Below are 18,239 nucleotides of genomic sequence, written 5' to 3'. Positions count from 1 at the left end.
ACTATTCTTCGATTTATGTGCCATAATACAGAAAAGGAAGGAGCGAATGCTCCATCCTATTCTGTATTGCTACTTCAATCAATTAAATTTCATGGAGTACGATGCCTGTAAATGATATTCAAGTTCTTTGTCAGTTATGTGTGTGGAGATTTATTTAAATCTAATGGTGTAAGTGCAATGAATGGGCTTCTATTATCAATAAAATCCAGATAGACACAGAAGGATTAAGTTTAGAACCATACTTTTCACATCTCATCATTCATAAGGAAATACATGGGGATAAAGTATTCGTACCAATAGATTTAAAGAGAATTTGGAAACGTTTATAGCAATGAAAAAAAGCAACCGTATGGATATAAAACGGTTGCTTTTTTATCAACTGTAGCCTAGGAGTTTTATAATAGTCCTCTCGGAATTCCTTCGCAGGGTGCAATACTGATATGTATTTAAAGGCCCAAGTACGGAAGTTCAACATTTGTGGTTGGCTCTATTTACTATGCTCAATATAAGGTTATCAGAAAAGTGAGCTCATTTTAGTTTTCATAATACTGATTAGAGGAAATCAAAAAGCACATGAATTTCATAGGATTCGAGGGATTTCCCATGTAACTTGACCGTTGGGGACAAACTTCAAAACAGTTATACAGATTTTTAGCACATGGGAATTATTTGTAAAAAACATTATGTTTCTGATGTATGAAAAAAGGATAAAAAATTCAATTATTATTAACTGAAAATTCCTAATTCGCACAAAAATAAGTGTATAATATTATAAAACAGTTATCTAAGTTTGTAGTTACTATTTCTTAATAAGGAGGCGATACTCTTAAACATGTAAACTTAAAAAATTAGTAGGGAGCAGAAAAGGAGAAATTTATTAGTCTAGAAAATCAGCTACAGTAGCCAATGCGGGTTTAGGTATTGCGTTAATTAACTAATACATATTTTAATTGAATACAACACGAAATGACTCGCTAAATGGCTGAACAACCCCTGTTGAAAGCGGTTTAATTTTATAACGTTGAACAACCACATCGTTAAAAATATTCTTTATAAAATTTGATAAGGTCCCCCAGCAAGTAACACTACATAAATTTGACCTTCCGAAACTAGTGCTGCAATAGGAGAGCGAATCCCAATAAAATAAACATTGAACGACTTGGTTTGATATATACAAAAAAATCACTATATACATACTGGAGGTTTTAGAATGAAAAAGAAAAAAGCATTATCCGGCCTGATGGCTGTGAGTTTACTAACAGTAATACCGTGGAGTTCTGGACATGCTGAGAAACCTCAATGGACAAATGTGAATACATATGAGGAACAGGACGGAAGCAAGTTTAATAGCGAAAACTATGACTTTGTGAAATTTTCACAAATTGGTTCCAAATTAAAAGAGATTGAAAAACTTTCAAACCGTGTGAAAGTTGAAGTACGTGGAACATCAGCTGATGGAAACCCACTCTATGTTGTCACGATTGCCGACCCAACAACACAAGGGAAGTTCGGAAAAGTGAAGGCACTTAGAAAGCAAATGTTTAAGAATCCAGGCAAAGCTCAAGAATGGGTTGCCAATAATCCTGACTTTAAAGTTCCAATCATGATTAATGGTTCTATTCATGGGACTGAATTTGTCGGAAGCGATGCAATCCTTCAATTAATTGAACGTTTTGCTACCCAAAATGATGCAACAACCAAAGACGTTTTAGAGAATAATATTCTTATTTTCAATGTCGTACAAAACCCTGATGGACGTATTGATGCCACCCGCTTTAATGGCGAAGGAATTGATATAAATCGTGACTTTATCACCCAATCGCAGCCAGAAACAAAAGAGATGGTTGAGCTCATTAAAGAATGGAACCCGATGGTGTTCCTTGATACTCATGGTTATGTGAAGAATTATCAGCCAAATCTGCAGGGGTTAATTGAGCCTTGTACGCCACCGCATAATCCTAATTACGAGTATGACTTATACGGAAAATGGGCCTATAAACAGGCAGAAGCGATGGAAGCGGAAATAATGAAGGATCATGAGAACTATTCAGGATCCTTGTATCAAAACATGAAAGGTACCTATATTCCGCTTCGCGATGACTCCGCTGGCTGGGATGATTACCCTCCAATTTTCACACCGATGTATGCGATGTATCATGGTGCTTACGGTCATACATTAGAAGCTCCAACAAATGATTGGGACGGCGTACGATGGATGTATAATTCGATTATGGGAGCACTGAAATTTGCAACAGCTAACAAGCAATCCATGATTACTGATCAAATTGAAGTTTTTAAAAGAGGAATTAACTTTGACCATCCTTTTCATAAGGAAGGGTTATTTCCAAAAGCCTACATACTTCCACTAGACCCTAAGGATCCGACTGTTACGAATAAGGCTGTAAATCATTTGATCAATAATGATATTGAAGTTGTTCAAGCTATGAATGCATTTGAAGCGGATGGAGTGTTATATCCAAAAGGAACTTATCTCGTTGAGATGGACCAGGCGAAAGCCGGATTAGCAAACACGATGCTCTGGGATGGGGAAGACATCACGAACGATACCCCAGCAATGTACGACATTTCCGCATGGAGCTTACCGGAGCTTTGGGGATTCGAGGCAGTAGCCACACAAAATCCTATTAAAGTCAATGCAACGAAAGTAAACCAGATTACAGGTCAAGGCAAGGTTTCAGGAAAAGGACCGTTTATGATTCCGAACAGCTCTGTCCAATCGGTAAATTTAGTAAATAGATTGCTTAAGCAAGGAATACCTATTGTACGTGATGCACAAGGTAACTTCTTTGCAAAAACAGTAGCTAATCAGGTATCAGCAGCGGTTAAAGAATCTGGGTTACAGGTTGGAACTGCCGATGTACCAGCAGATGCAGTGGCTATTACGTCTGTAAAAGTGGCTATATTAAAGGATGGAGGTATGGGTAAACAGAAATCACACGCAGGAACAAAGCTTGCTTTGAAAAGACTAGGTTTTGATGTGACAGAAGTTACGCCAGTCGAAGTGGCTAAAAATCCCCTTAACGGTTTTGATATTTTTGTCTATAGTGGAACGGAAAGTCTCATTTCCACTAACCTTTCCGAAGCTAATAAAGAATTTGGATTACAGAACGCCGGGCAACTTAATGCATTTAAAGACAATGTGACAAGCTTCTTAAATGAAGGAGGCAAATATATAGCTGTAGGTGCTGGTGCATCTAGAGCAACTAAAACACTCGGTCTTACAGACGACATCATTAATGTAGGAGGTTCCAACAGTAATGGTATCGTAAAAGTCGATTATGAGGGAACTGGTTTAACAGCAGGTTATGGAGAAAATGATATCGGATTTGTCTATCGTCCAACATGGTTCACGGATACTGGTAATGATGAAATTGTCGCGACCCTTGCAGATTCAGATAATTTCTTCGTAGCTGGTCACTGGCAAAATAACATAACCGCCAAGGGCCAAGCCGTAATCGTAAAAGAACAGAATAAAGATGTAACTCTTATTGGGTTAGAAGCAGGTTTCCGCGACCACCCGGATTACTTGTTCCGTCTTCTATCTAATGCAATTTTCGAAAAATAGTAGAATTAGCCAAAGCCGGATTCAGCAATGAATTCGGCTTTGGTAATTTAAAAAATGCTGAACGCTTGCTCTGAACTCATTACTTTTAAATCATCTGTTGCAAAAAAACTGAAGGACAATAAGTAGTTTTTTAGCCGATTAAAAATGGTGACTACTCTTATAATTCACAAGCTGGATATGGATTAACTAACCAGGAATCATTATAGATGAAGCTAAATGATTTGATTAGCGAACAAAATAATTAACTTGCAAAGGGGGCTGTCGTTCTCCTTTTATGTTTTAAACGACTTATCGGCACTAGGAGGTTTGTTCGGGTGAGTACACCTAGATAATTTCAAAGGAGTGGGAGATGGTAAACAATTTATCTATGCGTAAAATATCTATATTCTTTAATTAACAAGGTAAAAGGAATTCAATAAAGGAAATAAAATAATAATAATGGATCAGGTAATACTGCTTAACTTCCTGATTCATTTTTTTATTTAAGTAGTCTTAGATATGATACGGGGACCTCATTAAATAAACACTCATTTTAAATCTCTCAAGCGGTATAGTATCAGTAGTTAATACCGGTGGTTAAATAATGATAAAAAAACCTATAGTTTTTTGTCTAGTTGTAGAAGAAGGAGTATTAAGCCGGATAGCTGTTTCCGACATACTCCACCCATTCCAGGGTCGAGTATGTCTTTTTTCGCTTTGTCTAAGCGTAAACTTTATAGGATATGAGGTCTGATACTTATAGACTGACTACTTTACTTGAAATTGATGTAGCCCGGTGGTGAATTTATATTCATTTTGCTTGAGCTAAGTTATGTTTCCCCTAAAATATTAATAATTCTTTTATCTGGAGTCACAGTAGCGGGAGTGCTTTAATCCCTCTTTTTGTAATCAATATATTAATAGGAAGAAATACGGTTAGATTAACGTAAACAAATGTATATGCTGTTAAAAAAGTTTGTTTGCAAAGTAAGTAATATTGCATTTTTTCCTAATTGGAAAAAATAACTTCATTGTTAAATTATTGTTATTACCTTATAATTTTCTAGAAACATATGAAATGTTATGAATAGGAGAAAAGTATGAAAAAACTGTGGACCATTTTAGTTTCATTTACGTTGTTGATTAGCTTATTCCCGCAATTAGCATCGGCGGCACCAAGCAAGAATTTTGAGAAAGAACTTACAAAGTATTTAAAAGAGGTAAGCCTTGTCAGGGGTTTTGAAGTGACGAAGGATGATATTGAAACATCTCTTTCTTTTTACGATGAAAGTATTGAGAACTTTGAATCTATTGGTGATCTAAAAGAAGCCTTGGGCGAAGTTATTAAGGCTGATTTGAGTAATTTAGATGCCATTTATGAAGATTATAATCTAACTAATGAGAGCCTAATTAATCTATTACACGAAAATGGCGAAGAACTAGACGATTATATCTTTATCTGGGACCTCGATGAAACTGTTTATTTCTATACAGAAGAGACAGAAGAGGGCGATTTTGAACGCGATCCGAATTTTGACAAAGAATTAGTCAATTATTTAGCCAAGGTTAGCAAGGAAAGGGGCTTCCAAGTAACACTAGAAGATATCGAAGCGTCATTGAAACCCTATGATTTTAGCACGGAAGAATTTGAATCTGTCGAAGAGCTTAGCGAATTCCTGGGTGACGTCATAAAAGCAGATTTAAGCAACTTAGATTATTTTAATGAGAATTATGGATTGGATAAACAAGCCTTGCTTCAAATGTTAGAAGAAAATGGTGAAGATATTAACGATTATATATACATAGATAATCTTGAAGAAACTGTTTGGAACCATACTGGCGGCGGGATGGATGACGAAGTTGCCGAAGATCTTCTTCCGATTTTCGAGCAGGAACTCGGTCTAACGGAAGAGGAACTACAGCGGCTTGAAGACCACTTGATGTCTTTGGAAGACCATCTTTCCAACCCGGATACAGTCAAGCAACTTGAAGAATTGGGCAACCGCATGATGGCTTTCGAGGAATTTGATGTAGCAACCGAGCTAACAGCTGAACAGATAGCTGAAATGGCCTCAATCTATGAAGAATTACTTTCCATCTTTAAGCTTAATGTTTCCTATTCCCTTGTGAAAAGTGGCTCGGAATCACCTGTATCCCTTTTGGATTTAATGAAATTGGAAGAATTGAAGGGTGCTAACCTGAAAATATCAATATATAATACTGACGGGAAGTTCTTGGCTGATCTGTTAATAACAGGTGATATGGTCGATTCTGATACTCTTACTAATGCAGGCGGACAAATAAAGGAATCTGCTAAAGAGGTACAAAAAACCATTGAAAAGGCACCAGTTGCTAAACCAGTAAAACAAAAGATCAGTGCCCATACTAATTCAGAACATCAAACCGTAAAAGGTGCTAAACTGCCAAATACCGCTTCCGGTTATTTGCCTAGTGCCCTTTTAGGACTATTTCTTGTCTTGTTCGGAAGCTTGATGTATCGAAAAATCAGGAAAGCTTAATATGAAAAAATTAAAGAAAAAGCGGTTACTGCTGCTTTCTTGTACAATTGCCATCATTTTATTTGGGGTTTGGTTTTCCACATCCAATCTGTATAAGTTTGCAAAAGGCTACTTTCTTTACAAGACTCATGCTCCAAGTAGCCAAGTGAATGAAACTGTACAGAAACCACCAAGTGATAAACCAACAATTGATAAAACACCAAGTAATGACACAACAAAGAAAGAGCTATATCCTGTCCGCCCTAAAACGGGTGAAGATATCGGGGAGCTTTATATACCCAAACTAAAAACAAAACTCCCTATTTTCCATGGCACAAATGAGGATGAATTGGAAAAAGGCGTTGGTCACTTTGCAGGAAGTGTGTTACCTGGTGAAAATGACAATTCCGTACTTTCCGGTCATAGAGATACGGTATTCCGTAAACTCGGGCAAGTGGGCGAAGGAGATTTGTTGATAGTAAGAACATCGGCAGGAGAGTTCACATACAAAGTCAACAAAGTTCGAATTGTGGATGAGGATGATCGAACCGTAATCGTACCAAAGCCACGGGCAACGCTTACCGTCAGTACCTGTTACCCTTTTGATTATATTGGGTCAGCACCTGAACGCTATATACTTGTTGCGTATTTAACTTCAAAAACAGTAAGTTAATCAAATGTACTAAAAAAAGCGTCCCAATAAGGAAACCTATTGGGACGCTTTTGATTTTATTTCTTTTTAGAAAGAAAAGCGAAGATGATATCACTTCCTCCACTTTTAAACCAATTAGAAAAAACACCGTTCACGGTGTTTTTTCATGGCCAATTATTTATACTGTTAAACTATTCTTATTGCTCGATTTGCCAGATGAAGCGGATTTTAATATTTTATGATGGTAAATATAAGAGCCGGCTATCAATATATACCCGATAATGAAAATCAGCCATCCACTGGCAGGGTCGCCTACTGAAATGCTTGAATACATAGCCCCCGTCAAATCAAATACAAAACCGGCATAAGCCCATTCCTTGATTCTTGGAAAGCCTGGAATAAGTATTGCCACGACACCTAATAATTTGGCAATCCCAATAAAGGGCAGGAGGTAAGTAGGATAACCTAAATGATTGAATAATGCGACTGCATCGGGAACAGACATTATATCCGGAATAGAACCTAAAACCATTAGTGCCACTAAAAGTCCTGTGAAAATCCAATATATAATTTTTGTTTTTTTCATTTATTCACATTCCCTCCCTTTGATTGACATTTTAATCATATTCCACTTTTCTTTTTTTAATGCATTCTAAAAAAATCTTAATCTTAAACAGTTGTGGCACAATCCTTTAGGAATCGCGCTTGACTGAAGGATAACTTGAAGAAAAGCGAGTGCAGTTATTTCTTGAAAAATATTCATTTGATTTCAGAAATCTGCTCCTTTTCCAATTCCAATAGCAGTGGTGGTACTTCTTATTCTCCGTTGAAGAATGAAAGAAAATATATTCCTCCTTAGGATATAGATGAGGAACTGTGTCTGGAGCCAAACCAAAAGAAAAATCTCTCATTATGATGAAAGGAAGTTATCTCCAAATGGTGGACTACAACAAATTGTTTTATCTAGAACCTAACTCATTTAATACTATCCTTTCTGGATGTAGGGGCGAAAATAAACAAGAGAGATCTTACTCTAGGTAGAGAAAGACCTCTCTTGTTATGTTAGGAAAGATATTCAGACATCTATCATCTATATTCTGAAATAGATTAGCTAGTAGTGACATTTAAAAAATGTTCGATCACAATTGAAACAGCTCCTAATGCAGGTGCATTTCTTCCTAATGAAGAGGGCAATAGTTCACACATACTTTCCAAATGAGAATTTACCCTAGAAGAAACCTCATTCTTAATGGTATTTAACACAATCGGGTGAGATTCGATAATGTTATTTCTCAAAATAATAGCTTGTGCGTCAAATGTATTGAGAATATTTGTTAAGCCAATACTGACATAGAAGCCAAAGTTCTGGAGTGCATTTAAGACGGCTACATCATTTTTATTTGCACGTTCAACAATTTCTTTTCGTGACATATTCTTTTTGTCATTAGAAAAAGAATCCAGTAATGCTTTTTCTGATGCATATAATTCCCAGCATCCTCGGTTCCCGCAGCTGCATTTGGGACCGTTAAAATCTATCGTCATATGGCCCATTTCTCCAGAAAAGCCATTTACTCCTTTATATAATTCATTATTAATGATAATTCCGACTCCAATTCCAACGTTAATACTGATGTAAATGATGTTTTCATGGTTTTTAGTAACCCCAAACACTTTTTCACCGCATGCGCCTGCATTAGCCTCATTTTCAACAAAAACAGGTACATTGAACTCGCTTTCAATTAAGAGTTGCAAATCTTCAATATCCCAATCCAAGTTGGGCATGAAAATGATTTTTTGATTGCTATCCACAAGACCTGGTACACAAATACCTATTCCCACCAAACCGTAAGGAGAGTCGGGCATATGAATGATAAAGTCATGTATAAGTGCAAACAGAATTTCTTTCACTTCACCAGCTGAAGGGCTAGACAAGTCAGAAGCCTTCTCAAGGATAATATTGCCTTCTAAATCGGTTAGAATTCCATTAAGGTAATCAACACCTATATCGATACCTATTGAATAGCCTGCATTTTTATTAAAAACAAGCATCACAGGTCTTCTGCCACCACTAGATTGTCCTGCTCCAATTTCAAAAATAACATTTTTTTCAATTAACTCATTTACTTGGGAAGAAACAGTGGATTTATTTAACCCTGTAATCTCAGAAAGGGCTGCCCTTGAGATTGGTGAGTTTTTTAAAATTTCATTTAAAATCAACTTTTGATTCATTTTCTTTACTAATGCTTGATCTGCTATCGGAATGATAATCGCTCCTTTGTTTTACCATTGAACTAAGTGTTTTTTAAAAAAATTAAAATTTAGTATGGACATAGTATATTTCTTAGTATAACGTTAATTTTCTTAAAAAAACATTGAAATAACTAATTATTTTGTATATCATGAAATAAAGTTAGTTTATTGACACAACAAACTTTCTTGATTGATATTTCTGAAGAAAGTTTTTTACTTTAATTAAAGGGGGAAGTAACACATGATTCAAACTGATACTAATAAAATTAATTATTTTGAAAGCGTAAACAAAGTCTCATATGAGGGAAAAGATTCTAAAAATCCTTTAGCTTTTAAATACTATAACCCAGAAGAAGTAGTAGGCGGTAAAACAATGAAGGAACAACTACGTTTCTCAGTTGCTTACTGGCATACATTCACAGCTGATGGGACAGATCCTTTTGGTGCAGCTACGATGCAAAGATCATGGAATAAATATGATGGAATGGACTTAGCAAAAGCTAGAGTAGAGGCAGCTTTTCAACTTTTCGAAAAATTAGGGGTTCCTTTCTTTGCGTTTCATGACCGAGACATCGCACCTGAAGGAAACACATTGAAAGAAACAAATGAAAATCTTGATGTAATCGTTAGCATGATGAAAGAATATATGAAAACAAGTAACGTAAAGTTATTGTGGAACACAGCTAATATGTTTACAAATCCTCGCTTCGTTCACGGTGCAGCAACTTCTTGTAATGCAGATGTATTTGCTTATGCAGCAGCCCAAGTAAAGAAAGGACTCGAAACGGCAAAAGAGTTAGGAGCAGAAAACTATGTGTTCTGGGGCGGCCGTGAAGGCTATGAAACACTGCTCAATACAAATTTAAAGTTAGAGTTAGATAACTTGGCTAGATTTATGCATATGGCTGTAGATTATGCTAAGGAAATTGAATTTAAAGGTCAATTCTTAATTGAGCCAAAACCAAAGGAACCAACGACGCATCAGTATGACACCGATGCAGCTACGACCATTTCGTTCCTAAGACAATACGGATTAGATAACCATTTTAAATTAAATCTTGAAGCTAACCATGCTACTTTAGCTGGGCATACGTTTGAACATGAATTACGCGTAGCTAGAGTTCAAGGCTTCTTGGGATCAGTGGATGCAAATCAAGGTGATCCTCTTTTAGGATGGGATACCGATGAGTTCCCAACAGATCTATATTCTACAACTTTAGCAATGTATGAGATCCTGCAAAATGGAGGATTAGGCAGTGGAGGGTTAAATTTTGATGCTAAAGTGCGCAGAGGTTCCTTTGAACAAGAAGATTTAGTATATGCCCATGTGGCTGGGATGGATGCGTTCGCTAGAGGTTTAAAAGTGGCACATAAATTATTGGAAGATCGTGTTTTTGAAAACATCATTGATGAACGCTACAGCAGTTTCAAAAAAGGAATTGGTCTTGAGATTGTTGAAGGAAGGGCCAACTTCCAAACACTAGAGCAGTATGCATTACAAAATCCGAACATTACGAATAATTCAGGAAGACAGGAACGATTAAAAGCCACCTTAAATCAATATATTTTAGAAGTTTAACGGATAAAAGAGAGTAGAAACAAATTCTGCTCTCTTTTATAAAAGTGGAGGAATCAAGATGAAATATATTATAGGAATTGATCTAGGAACGAGCGCTGTCAAAACTGTTTTAGTTAATACAAAAGGTGAGATCTGTGCAGAAGCTTCTAAAAATTACCCTCTTCTGCATGAAAAAACAGGATATAGTGAACAAAATCCAGAGGAGTGGATTCAGCAGACTGCTAGTGCTTTAAATGAGCTAATCTCCAAATCCGATGTAAGACCAGAAGATATAGAAGGAATAAGTTATTCTGGACAAATGCACGGTCTAGTACTGTTGGATAAGAATCATAATCTCTTACGTCATGCTATTTTATGGAACGATACAAGGACGACAGCACAGTGTCATCAGCTATATGAAATGATTGGAGAGAAACGTCTTTTAGAAATAACAAAAAATCAAGCTTTGGAAGGGTTTACACTACCTAAGCTGCTATGGGTTAAAGAGCATGAACCGGAGATATTTGATCAAGCAGCTGTATTTATGCTGCCTAAAGACTATTTACGCTTCAAAATGACTGGCTTAATTCATAGTGAATATTCAGATGCTGCCGGTACATTATTGTTGAACGTGAGCGAGAAAAAATGGAGCGAAGAGCTTTGTCAATCAGTGGGCATTGATATCAGCATTTGCCCATCGTTAGTGGAATCCAGTGAATGTGTCGGAACAATTAATGAAGAATTCTCTCAAAAAACAGGGCTAACATTAGCGACTAAGGTATTTGCAGGTGGAGCTGATAATGCTTGTGGAGCAATTGGAGCTGGTATTCTATCATCAGGAGAAACGTTATGCAGCATCGGTACATCTGGTGTCGTACTTTCTTATGAGGAGCGAAATGATAGGGACTTTGCTGGGAAGGTGCATTATTTCAATCATGGAAAAGAAAATGCTTTTTATACGATGGGAGTTACATTATCTGCTGGCCACAGTTTAAGTTGGTTTAGAGACAATTTTGCTGAAAATGAGTCATTTGAAGAACTACTGGCTGATATAAACAATGTTCCAATTGGTTCAAATGGGCTTCTATTTACTCCATACTTAGTTGGGGAACGAACACCACATGCAGATGCTACTATACGTGGAAGCTTTATAGGAATGGATGCTTCTCATAAAAAGAGGGATTTTACAAGGGCAGTCATTGAAGGAATTACCTTCTCATTAAATGAATCAATAGAAATTTTTCGAGAAAATGGAAAAGAAATTACGTCTATTGTATCAATTGGCGGGGGAGCAAAAAACGATAGTTGGCTTCAGATTCAAGCAGACGTTTTTAACACAAAAGTTATAAAACTATCTACTGAGCAAGGACCGGCGCTAGGGGCAGCCATGTTAGCCGCTTATGGTTGTGGGTGGTACAACTCATTAGAAGAATGCGCAGATTTATTCATATCTTCTTCAAAAACATATCAACCTAAATTAGAAAATGTTCCAGTGTATAAACAACTTTATGCTTTATATAAAGAGGTATATTACCAAACAAAAGACTTAAGCAAAAAGCTGAATCAATTTAGCAGAAAGTAACTGGTTGGATTTGAATCATGCATCCCTTTCTTCGAAAAGGAGATTAATATGAAAATAGAAGAGGGAATTTTCGGTGAAATAAATAGAGAATTGGTAAAGTCTTATACAATCATGAATAATCAAAACATAAAAGTAACCTGTATTGATTATGGATGTACGATTACTAGAATTGATGTACCAGACAAAGAAGGGAATATAGAAAATATCGTGTTAGGATTTGATTCTGCAGAAGATTATTTACATTATTCCCCTTATTTTGGTGCAGTAATCGGTCGAGTGGCAGGGAGAGTTAATCCACCAAGCGTTGATATGGAAGGGTTTACATACCTCCTCGCTGAGAATGAAGGGAGAACTCATTTACACGGTGGACCTGAGGGATTCCATAACGTAATCTGGAAATCCTCTACTAGTGAGAGTGTAGATGAGGCTAGTGTGACATTTACTTATATGAGTCCTGATGGAGAAGCTGGTTATCCTGGAAATCTTGAGGCAAGCGTCGTTTACACTCTCACTGAAAATAATGATCTTATAATAACCTATCATGGTATTTCAGATAAAAATACGTTATTAAATTTAACCAATCATACTTACTTTAATCTGAGTGGCAATTTAAAAGAAGATATCTTACAGCATGAATTAACTATGAAAAGTGATAAGTTTTTAGAGCTTGATCAGTCCTTACTGCCTACAGGCAATTTAATAGACGTTGAACATACACCTTTTGATTTTAGAGCGGGAAAGCGAATTATTGAAGGAGTAAATTCCAAACATCAACAAAATGAAATAGTTGGAAATGGGTATGACCATCCATTCTTATTAAGTGAAAATCATCAAAAAGAAATTTGTTTGGTTAATCCTTCTAACGGACGGAAAATGATAGTGGAAACAGATGAGCCATATGTTGTTTTATATACGGGAAATATGTTAGAAGATACTTTTCTAATTAGAGGAATTCCTTGTCAAAAACACCTTGGCTTATGTCTCGAAACTCAACATCCGCCAAATGCCATTCATAATCAGCAATTACCTTCTATTTTATTAGAAAAAAATAAAGAGTATCATTCTAAAACTCGTTTTACGTTTACCATCGAGTAAAAACCTTTGGTATTCAATGGTCTAATGTTGTTTTAGTGAAATGAAAATCTACAATGGAAGGGAGGATAAAAGCAGTTAGTAGAATGGGTGAGGGAAGAGAGGTCCTTCTTGTTCATTAATTTTGAAAGCGCAACCAAAAGTATGCGCTTTAATATTAAATGGACTTCATTCATAACTGTTTTTAGTAAAACATGAAGCAAAAACGAAACTCATTATATATCTTTTCGATTACATTAGTCGCCGCAATTGGAGGATTACTGTTTGGATATGATACAGCTGTAATTTCTGGAGCAGAAGAATCTTTAAAGGTTTATTTAATCGACAGCTTAGGCTTAGGCCCTTTGGCACATGGTGTCACCGTATCAAGTGCTTTAATAGGATGTATTATCGGAGGATTAATTTCCGGCTATTTTGGATCAAGACTAGGACGTAAAAAATCACTTATACTTGCAGCGATTCTTTTTATAGTATCAGCATTGGGTGCTTCTTATCCTGAATTTTTATTTTTTACAAAAGGTGAACCAACACTTTCTTTATTACTAGCTTTTAACTTTTATCGAATTATAGGGGGGATTGGTGTTGGATTAGCGTCTGCCATTTGTCCAATCTATATAGGGGAAATTGCTCCGGCTGATATTCGCGGCAGATTGGTATCATTTAATCAGTTTATGATTATTTTTGGTATGTTAGTCGTTTACTTTGTAAACTGGGGTATTGCAAATGGTGAAACGTTAGAATGGATAAATGATGTAGGATGGAGGTACATGTTTGCTTCAGGAGCGATACCAGCTTTAATCTTTGCTGTACTTTTGTTATTAGTTCCAGAAACGCCTCGCTATTTGGCAATACAGAATCAAGATCAAAAAGCTTTAGCTATTCTTACAAAAATCAATGGATCTTCAGAAGCGAAAGCGATTTTGAGTGATATTAAACAAACGACCACTATCAATATTTCATCCGAAAAATTATTCGCTTATGGAAAATTAGTTATTATTGTAGGTGTACTGCTTTCTGTATTTCAACAATTTGTAGGTATAAATGTAGCCCTATACTACGCACCGCGTATCTTTGAAAGCATGGGAGCAGCTAAAGATTCTTCCATGCTGCAAACCATAATTATGGGATTAGTAAATGTTATCTTTACAGTTATCGCGATTTTAACAGTTGATCGATGGGGAAGAAAACCATTATTAATAGTAGGTTCCATTGGAATGGCAATTGGTATGTTTGGTGTAGCAAGCATGGCCTTTTCTAATATAATTGGAATAGGGACGCTTGTATTTATCATTATTTATACAGCTTCATTTATGATGTCGTGGGGTCCAATCTGCTGGGTGCTAATTTCAGAGATTTTCCCTAATAAAATTCGAGGTCGGGCTGTAGCTATTGCTGTAGCTGCCCAATGGGCTGCTAACTATTTTATTTCTTCTACATATCCTATGATGATGGAATATAGTGGGGGACTAACATACGGTTTCTATGGTTCAATGAGCGTGCTTTCTGCCTTATTTGTTTGGAAAATGGTTCCTGAAACCAAAGGCAAGACTCTTGAACAGATGGAGAATATATGGAGAAGAAATGTTAAAAGTTCAGAAGATAGTCAAATTATTTAAATAGTAAAATTCACTTAAACTGGACAAAAAATATTATATAAAAGGATTCTTATTGTTGGGATAGTAAGTATTGTTATTTCAGGGTCTTTATCGGAGCATGGACAGGTGGACAACAACAAAGAGCAAATTTTCATTCAGAAAAAACAAAAAGTCGAATCTTTAGGACGAAAATAGCATTAATCCCATGTCTCATAGCTGCAATTCCGTTTGGGTATTTCTGGATTAAAATGCTTTGTATAATAATACTTTGCTCTTCAACTAATGGGTCTCTTACCCTAAAAAGGAAGGTTGCTGAGGCAGCCTTTTTTTCTTATGGCACTAACGGGGCAGGTTTGATAGAAGGAAATTTCCGTAAGATAGCGAATAAAATGAAATTAAAGGTGATTATATGACCACAAGTGATGTGCAATATCTACATCCAGGTTTAAGAGTCAGGTGTGAAAAGAATATAAATCCATCAATAAGAAGAACTTGTTCAAGCTTTTCGGTTTGGTTGCGGACATATATGGAGTTTCCTATAAAGGTTATTGTATATCTAAAAAAGGTTATCAACTTAAAACCAGAGATGCAAGAGAACTGGCAAGTGCTATAGTAAACGGTGCGAAATCATGGGTACAGCACGAATTCACGGGTAAACGTGCTGAATTCACGAGTAAATGACCATAACTCACGAGTAAACGGTGCGAAATCATGGGTACAGCACGAATTCACGGGTAAACGTGCTGAATTCACGAGTAAACAAGCCGAATTCACGAGTAAATGGCCATAACTTACGAGTAAACAGCCAAAATTCACGAGTAAACGGTGCGAAATCATGGGTACAGCACGAATTCACGGGTAAACGTGCTGAATTCACGAGTAAATGACCATAACTTACGAGTAAACGGTGCGAAATCATGGGAAAACGTACGAAATCCCGAGTACAGTGCGAGCAAAATGCATATCGTAAGGGAGAGCATTCCTTGTTCAGCACTTGTAAGTACAACTTTATCTTAAAAAGTTAATTGTCTTAAAAGAATTGATTATAATGACGCAGAACCCGACACAGGATATCGTGATGAGGGAATACATTAACTTTAAGTCTTTCAATATAATGATTCCCGCAATTACTATGAGAGAATCAATGATAAAAATAATAATTCCAGGATTGGTTGCTGTGGTTTTAGATATTAATAGTGCTAGTAAATCCACTCCACCTGGGCTGATATGTTGTCTCAGCATAAAACCGACACCAATCCCAATCGTCATTCCACCGATAATGGCACTTGTTATGATCGGCAGATGAACCAAACCGTTAAGTGGTGTTAGCCAATCAATAATGGTTGAAGTGAAAGCTAACCCAAGGATGGCATTAAAGAAATAAGACTTATCGTATAGAAGTGATAGAAGGTATATGGGAATATTGATCATGATCATGGTATGTCCAACCTGGATTCCCCAAACATATTTGATTAATAAACTTATGCCAAATATCCCGCCATTTATTAGATGAATGGGGATAATAAATAAGTTAAGACCAACTCCAATGCAAAAACTTGAAAAAAGCAGCGTAACAAACTTTTTCATAAAAAAATTCCCCTTGTCCAAATCATTATCTTAAAATATATGAGAGAAATCTAAATATATACTTAGCTGATTGGAAATTACGATTGCTATTTGTTCTTCATAAGATATTTTTAATTCACATGGGAGTACGCTAATCATAGTAAAGGCCTTCTCGTTTTAGGCCGGCCATGAAGTAATTAGGGCAAAAAAAAAGAGACACTAAAAGAGTCTCTTTTTTTGCCTTGTTTGCATGGGGCAAGTCAGTTTAATTATATAAGAACTTTTTTTACCTTGGAAAATAGGTTGGATTTAGCCTTTTTTATTCAAGATGTTTTTTTTGATAGGCGATTTGTTATGGTATCTTCTTGTGGTGAAGTTTGCCGGATATAAAAGGCAAGTATGAATGCAACTATGGTCAAACCTGTTGCTATCATGAATGCATCATCCACTCCCATTACGCTGCCTTGTTTAATGGCCATTGCCATTTGTGATGTATTATCCGGTGATATGTTCCTTTGAGATAAGATTTCCTGAACATGTTTCGTTCCTTGGTTTGTCATGATGGACACAAAGAATGCCATGCCAACAGCACCTGCCACCATTCTCAGTGTATTGACCATTGCTGTGCCATATTTATTTAGGCTAAGTGCCAATTCATTTAATCCGGCTGTGAAGATAGGCATCATCAGTATCGACATTCCGAACATTCTAATGGTATATACCCACACCACATAAGAATAGGACGTATCTGTTTGAAGCCGCGTTAAAAGATAGGTTGTAATGATAGTGATGGCAAGTCCGCTCACCGCAAGCCATCTCGCACCAAATCGATCAAACAGCTTCCCTGTGATAGGAGACATGATCCCCATTAAAATCCCGCCAGGCAATAGCATGAGACCGGATTCCATCGGAGTGAACCCACGGATATTCTGCATATAGATCGGCATGATGATCATTCCAGAGAACATACCCATGGTTGCGATGATGTTGATGATTGTCGTTAAAGTGAACATCCGATATCGAAAAATTCTAAATTCCAAAATAGGATGAGATACAGTAAATTGCCTCCAGACAAATAAAACTAAACTGATTCCTCCAACAAGGAACATCGTCAGTACTTCGGGACTGCCCCAGCCCTTGGTACCGCCAGTAGCAAATCCATATAGAACCCCGCCGAATCCGATAGTGGATAGAATTACACCCAGTTTATCGAGTTTAGGCCGGCTGGTTTTCCCTACTTTTTTAATGATGAAAATGGCAAAGATGAAGTCAAGCAGGGCAAATGGGAAAATGATAAAAAACAGAACCCGCCAAGAATAGTTTTGAATAATCCATCCTGATAGTGTAGGTCCTACAGCTGGGGCAAAATTCATCGCGATACCAAATATACCCATTGCGAAACCGCGTCTGTTAGGCGGAAATAAAGTGAAAATTACATTTGTGATCAACGGGAACAAAATCCCCGCACCTGCTGCTTGAACCACACGTCCGATTAATAAGACGGAGAAGCTAGGGGCAATTCCACATAAAAAAGTTCCTAAGGCGAAGAGTCCCATCGAAGCTAGATATAATTGTCTTGTATTAAATCGTTCCATTAAGAAAGCGGTAATCGGGATGACAATCCCATTGACCAATAAGAAGATAGTAGTAAGCCAATTCGCTGTTGCAGCTGATATGTCAAAATGAGTCATTAATTGAGGCAATGCGATATTAATTAAAGTCTGATTTAAGAAAGCGACTAGAGCACCAGCCAGCATCACCGCAAACATGGGACCTGTACGTACTTTAGTGATGGCTGTTTTGTCGTGATTCATTATTATGGCACGTCCTTTCCGCTAGGATAGTACAAATTGTACTGCCTGCTATTTTTAAAAGTTTAGA

The 18,239-nt window shown here is 36.7% G+C and carries 12 protein-coding genes; 7 read left to right on the top strand and 5 right to left on the bottom strand.

All coding sequences use genetic code 11. From position 1 onward, the window contains the following. The first annotated feature begins 1,210 nt into the window (after positions 1-1,210). The 3 genes from A6755_RS18165 (at position 1,211) to A6755_RS18155 (ending at position 6,736) form a co-directional block, all read left to right on the top strand. On the top strand, positions 1,211-3,586 hold the full coding sequence (locus A6755_RS18165; protein WP_063591590.1) for a M14 family zinc carboxypeptidase: 2,376 nt from the start codon (positions 1,211-1,213) through the stop codon (positions 3,584-3,586). A 1,079-nt stretch (positions 3,587-4,665) separates the two neighbouring features. After that, positions 4,666-6,084, top strand: a complete 1,419-nt coding sequence (locus tag A6755_RS18160; RefSeq protein ID WP_063591589.1) for a processed acidic surface protein — start codon at positions 4,666-4,668, stop codon at positions 6,082-6,084. A gap of 1 nt (position 6,085) precedes the next feature. After that, complete coding sequence (locus A6755_RS18155) at positions 6,086-6,736, top strand: class D sortase (RefSeq protein WP_063591588.1); 651 nt, start codon at positions 6,086-6,088, stop codon at positions 6,734-6,736. Positions 6,737-6,893: 157 nt separating this feature from the next. On the opposite strand, the gene A6755_RS18150 is transcribed toward A6755_RS18155, so the two are convergent. Then, the gene (locus A6755_RS18150) at positions 6,894-7,301 is read right to left on the bottom strand and encodes a DoxX family protein (RefSeq protein ID WP_034313197.1); all 408 of its coding nucleotides are present in this window, start codon (positions 7,299-7,301) and stop codon (positions 6,894-6,896) included. A gap of 521 nt (positions 7,302-7,822) precedes the next feature. Then, the gene (gene xylR / locus A6755_RS18145) at positions 7,823-8,977 is read right to left on the bottom strand and encodes a transcriptional repressor XylR (RefSeq protein WP_034313195.1); all 1,155 of its coding nucleotides are present in this window, start codon (positions 8,975-8,977) and stop codon (positions 7,823-7,825) included. 229 nt (positions 8,978-9,206) lie between these two features. Between xylR and xylA the strand changes: the two genes are divergently transcribed. The 4 genes from xylA to xylE all read left to right on the top strand — a co-directional run bounded on the left by xylA (position 9,207) and on the right by xylE (position 14,813). Next, positions 9,207-10,544 carry a xylose isomerase gene (gene xylA, locus A6755_RS18140; RefSeq protein WP_034313192.1) on the top strand — a complete coding sequence of 446 codons (1,338 nt, stop codon included), beginning with the start codon at positions 9,207-9,209 and terminating at the stop codon, positions 10,542-10,544. A 58-nt stretch (positions 10,545-10,602) separates the two neighbouring features. Then, a complete protein-coding gene (gene xylB, locus A6755_RS18135; protein WP_063591587.1) occupies positions 10,603-12,105 on the top strand; it encodes a xylulokinase in 1,503 nt (500 codons plus the stop codon). Positions 12,106-12,153: 48 nt separating this feature from the next. Next, positions 12,154-13,200, top strand: a complete 1,047-nt coding sequence (locus tag A6755_RS18130; protein ID WP_063591586.1) for an aldose epimerase family protein — start codon at positions 12,154-12,156, stop codon at positions 13,198-13,200. Positions 13,201-13,391: 191 nt separating this feature from the next. After that, on the top strand, positions 13,392-14,813 hold the full coding sequence (xylE, locus tag A6755_RS18125; RefSeq protein WP_063591585.1) for a D-xylose transporter XylE: 1,422 nt from the start codon (positions 13,392-13,394) through the stop codon (positions 14,811-14,813). Positions 14,814-15,501: 688 nt separating this feature from the next. Here xylE and A6755_RS27190 read toward each other — a convergent pair. The 3 genes from A6755_RS27190 to A6755_RS18110 form a co-directional block, all read right to left on the bottom strand. Continuing rightward, positions 15,502-15,669, bottom strand: coding sequence for a hypothetical protein (locus A6755_RS27190; RefSeq protein WP_174878744.1), 168 nt, complete (start codon positions 15,667-15,669; stop codon positions 15,502-15,504). 131 nt (positions 15,670-15,800) lie between these two features. Further along, entirely contained in the window at positions 15,801-16,379 is a 579-nt protein-coding gene (locus A6755_RS18115) for a YitT family protein (RefSeq protein ID WP_048687058.1), read from the bottom strand. A gap of 302 nt (positions 16,380-16,681) precedes the next feature. Beyond that, a complete protein-coding gene (locus A6755_RS18110) occupies positions 16,682-18,172 on the bottom strand; it encodes a DHA2 family efflux MFS transporter permease subunit (protein ID WP_034313176.1) in 1,491 nt (496 codons plus the stop codon). Positions 18,173-18,239: the final 67 nt, after the last annotated feature.

The sequence above is a fragment of the Peribacillus frigoritolerans genome (genome assembly GCF_001636405.1).
Lineage (GTDB): Bacteria > Bacillota > Bacilli > Bacillales > DSM-1321 > Peribacillus > Peribacillus frigoritolerans.
The sequence above is the reverse complement of the archived record's forward strand: the minus strand, read 5'-3'. Positions and strand labels throughout refer to the sequence as shown.

Excerpts from the sequence above, each read along its gene's own strand:
- A6755_RS18165 (WP_063591590.1), top strand. The coding sequence starts at position 1,211 with ATGAAAAAGAAAAAAGCATTATCCGGCCTGATGGCTGTGAGTTTACTA.
- A6755_RS18115 (WP_048687058.1), bottom strand. The coding sequence starts at position 16,379 with ATGAAAAAGTTTGTTACGCTGCTTTTTTCAAGTTTTTGCATTGGAGTT.
- A6755_RS18150 (WP_034313197.1), bottom strand. The coding sequence starts at position 7,301 with ATGAAAAAAACAAAAATTATATATTGGATTTTCACAGGACTTTTAGTG.
- xylB (WP_063591587.1), top strand. The coding sequence starts at position 10,603 with ATGAAATATATTATAGGAATTGATCTAGGAACGAGCGCTGTCAAAACT.
- xylE (WP_063591585.1), top strand. The coding sequence starts at position 13,392 with ATGAAGCAAAAACGAAACTCATTATATATCTTTTCGATTACATTAGTC.
- A6755_RS18155 (WP_063591588.1), top strand. The coding sequence starts at position 6,086 with ATGAAAAAATTAAAGAAAAAGCGGTTACTGCTGCTTTCTTGTACAATT.
- A6755_RS18160 (WP_063591589.1), top strand. The coding sequence starts at position 4,666 with ATGAAAAAACTGTGGACCATTTTAGTTTCATTTACGTTGTTGATTAGC.
- A6755_RS18110 (WP_034313176.1), bottom strand. The coding sequence starts at position 18,172 with ATGAATCACGACAAAACAGCCATCACTAAAGTACGTACAGGTCCCATG.
- A6755_RS18130 (WP_063591586.1), top strand. The coding sequence starts at position 12,154 with ATGAAAATAGAAGAGGGAATTTTCGGTGAAATAAATAGAGAATTGGTA.
- xylA (WP_034313192.1), top strand. The coding sequence starts at position 9,207 with ATGATTCAAACTGATACTAATAAAATTAATTATTTTGAAAGCGTAAAC.